Origin of the sequence: Hydrogenophaga borbori, from assembly GCF_003417535.1 — a bacterium.
Taxonomy (GTDB): domain Bacteria; phylum Pseudomonadota; class Gammaproteobacteria; order Burkholderiales; family Burkholderiaceae_C; genus Hydrogenophaga; species Hydrogenophaga borbori.
This window is the reverse complement of record NZ_QVLS01000024.1, coordinates 1-5707: the sequence shown is the minus strand read 5'-3', so window position 1 is coordinate 5707 and position 5707 is coordinate 1. Positions and strand designations below refer to the sequence as shown.

At 72.9% G+C, this 5707-nt stretch carries 5 protein-coding genes; 3 read left to right on the top strand and 2 right to left on the bottom strand.

Annotated features, from left to right (window positions below):
- Window positions 1–262 precede the first annotated feature (262 nt).
- On the top strand, window positions 263–1762 hold the full coding sequence (locus DY262_RS21380) for a M20 family metallopeptidase (RefSeq protein WP_116961065.1): 1500 nt from the start codon (window positions 263–265) through the stop codon (window positions 1760–1762).
- A 140-nt stretch (window positions 1763–1902) separates the two neighbouring features.
- Window positions 1903–2760 carry an alpha/beta hydrolase gene (locus DY262_RS21375; protein WP_116961064.1) on the top strand — a complete coding sequence of 286 codons (858 nt, stop codon included), beginning with the start codon at window positions 1903–1905 and terminating at the stop codon, window positions 2758–2760.
- 45 nt (window positions 2761–2805) lie between these two features.
- On the opposite strand, the gene DY262_RS21370 is transcribed toward DY262_RS21375, so the two are convergent.
- Together DY262_RS21370 and DY262_RS21365 are read right to left on the bottom strand one after the other, a co-directional pair.
- Entirely contained in the window at window positions 2806–3282 is a 477-nt protein-coding gene (locus DY262_RS21370) for a YidB family protein (RefSeq protein WP_116961063.1), read from the bottom strand.
- A 33-nt stretch (window positions 3283–3315) separates the two neighbouring features.
- Window positions 3316–4491 (bottom strand): MFS transporter, encoded by a 1176-nt coding sequence (locus tag DY262_RS21365; RefSeq protein WP_070399713.1) that lies wholly within the window; start codon window positions 4489–4491, stop codon window positions 3316–3318.
- A 249-nt stretch (window positions 4492–4740) separates the two neighbouring features.
- Between DY262_RS21365 and DY262_RS22185 the strand changes: the two genes are divergently transcribed.
- Window positions 4741–5707, top strand: a 967-nt coding sequence (locus DY262_RS22185) for a methyl-accepting chemotaxis protein (protein ID WP_116961062.1), incomplete at its 3' end; no start/stop codon positions are given.

The window sequence follows — 5707 nt, the reverse complement described above, 5'->3', positions numbered from 1 at the left end:
GGGCAGGTGAACGTGGCGGTGAACCAGCTGGACCAGATGACGCAGCAGAACGCGGCGCTGGTGGAGCAGAGCGCGGCCGCCGCCCAGAGCCTGAAGGAGCAGGCCGAGCAGCTGGCCCAGGTGGTGGGCCGCTTCCGTACCACAGCTTGAGGAAGCGGCCGCGCGGCGCCGTCGCGCGGCGCCGCTCCTGCCTATACTCCCCCCAGGGTTCACCTGGGAGGGGCAGCGTGCCCACACCGGGGCGATCCCGATGGAGATCGCCATGAACGCCCGCCTGCCCCAGCCGCTGCCGCTCGACGCGGCGGCCCTGCAATCCCATGTCGATGCCAGCTGGCGCGATCGCATCGTGCCCGCGCTGCTCGACTACGTGGCCGTCCCGGCCAAATCCCCCGCTTTCGACGCCGACTGGGCCGCCCACGGCCTGCTCGAGCGTGTGCTGCAATCGGCCGCCGACTGGGTGGGCGCGCAGCGCGTGCCCGGGCTCAGGCTGGAGATCGTGCGCCTGAACGACGCGCACGGCCGCCCGCGCACGCCGGTGCTGTTCTTCGAGCTGCCGGCCAGCGCGGGCCAGGACGGCACGCCCGCCCCGGCCTCGGGCCAGACCGTGCTGATGTACGGCCACCTGGACAAGCAGCCCGAGTTCACCGGCTGGCGCAGCGACCTGGGCCCCTGGACGCCCAAGATCGACGACGGCAAGCTCTATGGCCGCGGTGGCGCCGACGACGGCTACGCGGTCTACGCCAGCGTCGCGGCGATCCAGGCCATTCAGGCGCAGGGCGTGGCGCACCCGCGCATCGTGGGGATCATCGAGACCTGCGAAGAAAGCGGCTCCGGCGACCTGCTGCCCTACGTCGACGCCCTGCGGCCGCGCCTGGGCGACGTGGGCCTGGTGATCTGCCTGGACAGCGGCGCCGGCAACTACGACCAGCTCTGGCTCACCACCAGCCTGCGCGGCATGGCCGCCGGCGTGCTCAAGGTCGAGGTCCTCACCGAGGGCATCCACTCGGGCGACGCCTCGGGCCTGGTGCCCTCGAGCTTTCGCATCCTGCGCCAGGTGCTCGACCGGCTGGAGGACAGCGCCACCGGCCGCCTGCTGCCCGCCAGCTTCCATTGCGAGGTGCCGGCCGAGCGGCTGGAGCAGGCGCGCGCCACCGCCGCCATCCTGGGCGACGAAATCTACAAGCGCTTCCCCTGGGCCCACCACGACTGCGGTGGCAGCACCCTGTTCGCCCTGCCCACCACCACCGACCCGGTGGAGGCCCTGATCAACCGCACCTGGCGCCCCACGCTGAGCGTCACCGGCGCCGAGGGCTTTCCCGCGCTCAAGGACGCGGGCAACGTGCTGCGTCCCTACACGGCCTTCAAGCTGAGCCTGCGCCTGCCGCCGCTGGTGGATGCCGCCGCCGCCGTGCAGGAGCTCAAGGCCCTGCTGGAGGACAACGCGCCTTACCAGGCCAAGGTCACCTTCGCCGGCGAGGGCGCGGCCAGCGGCTGGAACGCGCCGCCCACCACCGACTGGTTTGAGCGCGCCCTGCAGGACGCCTCGCAGGCGCACTTCGGTGCCGCCTGCGGCACCATCGGCCAGGGCGGCACCATCCCGCTCATGAACCTGCTCAGCCAGGGCTTTCCCACGGCGCAGATGATGGTCTGCGGCGTGCTGGGCCCCAAGAGCAACGCGCACGGGCCCAACGAGTTCCTGCACATGGACTACGCGCGCCGGCTCACCGCCAGCGTGGCCCAGGTCATCGCCCGCATGCCCTAGCATGGAACACCACCGCCGCGCTTCGCGCGACCCCCTCAAGGGGGCAATGCCTGTGGCCCGGCCAAGCCGCGGCCGTGGCCTTGCCCGGTTGCGCACGTCGTGCGCGGCGCGTTTGGCGAACGCCGACGGACGATGAAGAGATGAGCGACACCACGCAAGCCCCGTTCACCGCCCGCGACGGCCTCAACCTCGCGCTCTACGACTGGCCCCTGCCCTCGCGCGTGCGCCCGCGCGGCGTGGTGCTCATCGTGCACGGTCTGGGCGAGCACGCCTGGCGCTACAACGACCTGGCGCACCGCCTCAACGAATGGGGCTTCTTCGTGCGCGCCTACGACCAGCGCGGCCACGGCGACTCCGGCGGCGCCCCCGGCGTATTGCCCGACGACGACGCCCTGCTCGACGACCTGCAAGAAATGGTGGACGACACACGACGCCACATCGCCGAGCCCTGGTCCTGCCCGCTGATCCTGCTCGGCCACAGCATGGGCGGCCTGGTCAGCGCCACCTTCGTGCAGCGTGGCATGGCCCGGGTGGACGCGCTGGTGCTGTCCTCGCCCGCGCTGGACGCCGGACTCTCGGGCTTCAAGCGCTGGCTGATCGGGCTGATGATGCGGCTGTCGCCCGACACCACCCTGGGCAACGGGCTGGACGCGGAGAAGATCTCGCACGACCCGGCCGTGGTGAAGGCCTACCAGCGCGACCGGCGCGTGCACGACCGCATCAGCGCGCGGCTGGCGCGGTTCATCGACGACAACGGTCCCCGGGTGCGCGCCGCGGCGCCGCGCTGGCCGGTGCCCACGCTGCTGATGTTCGCCGGCGATGACCACCTGGTGAACCCGGCCGGCAGCGTGGCCTTCGCGAACGCCGCGCCGGCCCCCATGGTGGTGGCGCGCCGCTTCGACGGCCTGTACCACGAGATCTTCAACGAGCGCGACAACGCCGCGGTGTTCGACACCCTGCGGCAGTGGCTGGACCGCCTGGCGCCCGCGCGGGGCTGAGCGCCCCGCTGGGGTCGGTTCCGGCCGGCCCCGGGCGGCGCCGCCTCAGCGCCGCATCAGGCCGCCCAGCAGGCCACCCAGATCGCCCAGGCCACCGCCCCCTCCGGCGCCGCCGCCCAGCAGACCGCCGAGCGCGTCCAGGGGGTTGTTGCTGGCGTCACCCGCCGCCGGCACGCGGCCCTGCGGCGTGAGCTGATCGATCAGCCCGGGCAGCACCTGCGCCAGCACCGACGAGGCCTGCTGGCCGTTGCCGCCGAGCAGGCCGCCCAGCGCGCCCATGAGGTCGGGGCCCAGGGCGCCGCCGAGCTGCTCGCCCGACACCGGCTGGTTGGCGCCCGTGCCCACCCAGGACTGCGCGGCCTCGCCCAGGCCGCCGGCCTGCAGCTTGGCCAGCAGGCCCTCGATGCCGCCCGATTGCTGCAGCAGCTGCGCCACCAGCGCCATCACCTGCTGCGCGTCGAAGCCACCGGCCGCGTTCGAGCCGTTGCCTGATCCGCCCAGCATTGCATCCAGAAGTCCCATGTATTGCTCCAGGGCGCGGAACCGCTCCGCGCGTCAGGCGGCATTGTGGGCGGCCCCCCGCCGGCGGGCAAGCCAGAGCAGCGAGAGGCCCAGCAGCGCCACCGGCAGCAGCGAGCCCAGGTTGAGCCAGGTCCAGCCCTGCGTGGTGACCAGCGCGCCCGACGCGAAGGAGGTCAGCGCCATGGTGGCGAACACGCCGAAGTTGATGGCGGCCTGGGCGCGGTCCTTTTCCTCCGGGCGCCAGGCCTGCAGCGCCAGCGTGGTGCTGCCGGTGAAGAGGAAGTTCCAGCCCACGCCGAGCAGGAACAGGGCGATGAGGAACTGGTGCAGGTCCACGCCCGAGAGCGCGACCGCGACGCAGGCCAGGTTGAGCGCCACGCCCACGCCCATGATGGGCAGCACGCCGAAGCGGCGGATCAGGTGGCCGGTGAAGAAGCCGGGCGCGAACATGCCGATCACGTGCCACTCCAGCACCAGGGCCACGTCCTCGAAGGGCAGGCCGCAGACCTGCATGGCCAGCGGCGTGGCCGCCATCAGCAGGTTCATCACGCCGTAGCCCAGGGCGGCGCCCAGCGCGGCGACGATGAACACCGGCTGGCGCACGATCTCGCCCAGCGGCCGGCCCTGCGGCGCGTCGGCCGCGCGCGCGGGCACGGGGGGAAAGCGCACGAAGGCCATCACCGCCATGGACAGCAGGGCCACCACGGTCAGCGCCAGGTAGGCGCCGGCGAAGGGCGCCTCGGTCAGGCCGCGCGTGCGCGCCGCCAGGTTGGGACCGAGCACGGCGCCGATCAGCCCGCCCGCCAGCACCAGCGAGACCGCCTTCTCGCGAAAGGCCGGCGCCGCCAGTTCGGCGGCCGCGAAGCGGTAGAGCTGGCCGTTGGCGCTGTAGTAGCCCGCCACCACCGTGCCCAGGATGAGCAGCCCGAACGAGCCGCGGGAGATGGCCCAGGCGCACAGCAGCGCCGACAGCAGAGCCACCAGCAGGCCGAGCTGGAACGAGGCTTGGCGCCCGAAGCGGCGCTGCGCGCGCGCCACCAGCGGCGTGCTCAGAGCCCCCCCCACCACATAGCCCATCACCGGCAGCGTGGCCATCCAGCCCAGCGGCGCCAGCGCCAGGCCCACCAGCCCGTTGATGGTGATGAACACCACGTTGTTGGTGAGGAACAGGCCTTGGGCGGCGGCCAGGAGCCAGAGGTTGCGGTTCATAAGCGAGCGTTTATACAGTCGCGGCCCCCGGCCCCGGCGGCGGCGGGGCCAATGGCCTGTCGTGCGGACGACACCTGGGCGAGCCGACCGCTATGGAAATGAAAGCAGCCACGGCACATGTGTCAGGCCAATGACGGATGCCAGGCAGGCGTCGCCGCGACGGGCGGTCCTCAAGATGCGGGAGGCGCCTCCGAAGAAGCGGGGGTCGGCACCCGCGCGTGCCGGGTTGTCCCTGATCGGTGTTCCCCCATGAACTGGCTGTCCCACATTTCCGTTCGCGCCAAGCTGGCGCTGCTGCTCGCGCTGTGCGCGCTGGGCATCTTCGCCGTGGCCGCGTCGGCCTTCGTCAGCCTGGACCGCGCCGTCGCGGCCAGCCAGCGGCTGGTGCAGACCGAGGTGAGCGCCCTGCGCGCCCTGGGCGAGGTGCGCGCCGATGTGGGCAACATGCGCCGCTTCGAGAAGGACCTGTTCCTCAACCTGGCCGACGAGGCGGCGCTGGAGCGCTACCACCAGGCCTGGACGGCCCAGGTGGCCTCGGGGCTGGCGCGCCTGGCGCAGCTGCGGCCCATGCTGCTGCCGGCGGAGCAGGCGGCGCTGGACCGCATGGCCGCGGGCTTGGGGCAGTACCGCGACGCGGTGAACGCCATCCACACCGGCATCAACCGCGGCGAGATCAACGACCCCTGGCGCGCCAACCGGGCCCTGGAGCCGGCGAAGAACGACGTGCGCGCGGCCGACGAGGCCTTCAATGAGATCAGCGCGGCGGTGAGCGGCCGGGTGGACGGCATGGTGGACGCCCTGGCCCGCCTGCAGCGCCAGGCCGTGCGCGCGACCGTGCTGGCCGCGCTGGTGGTGCTGGGGCTGGCCCTGGGACTGGGCTACGTGATCAGCGGGCGCATCACGCGGCCGCTGGACGAAGCGGCGCGCGCCATCGAGCGCGTGGCGGCGGGCGATCTCACCGCTCGGGTGCAGGCCCTGGGCCGCGACGAGACGGCGCGCGTGCTCGCGGGCATTGCGCGCATGCAGGAGGGTCTGGCGCGCATCGTGGGCGAGATCCGCCAGGGCGTGGGTGGCCTGGGCGTGGCGAGCAGCGAGATCGCGCGGGGCAACCAGGACCTGAGCGCGCGCACGGAGCAGACGGCGAGCAACCTGCAGGAGACGGCGGCGAGCATGGAGCAGCTGACGGGCACGGTGCGCCAGAGCGCGGACTCGGCGC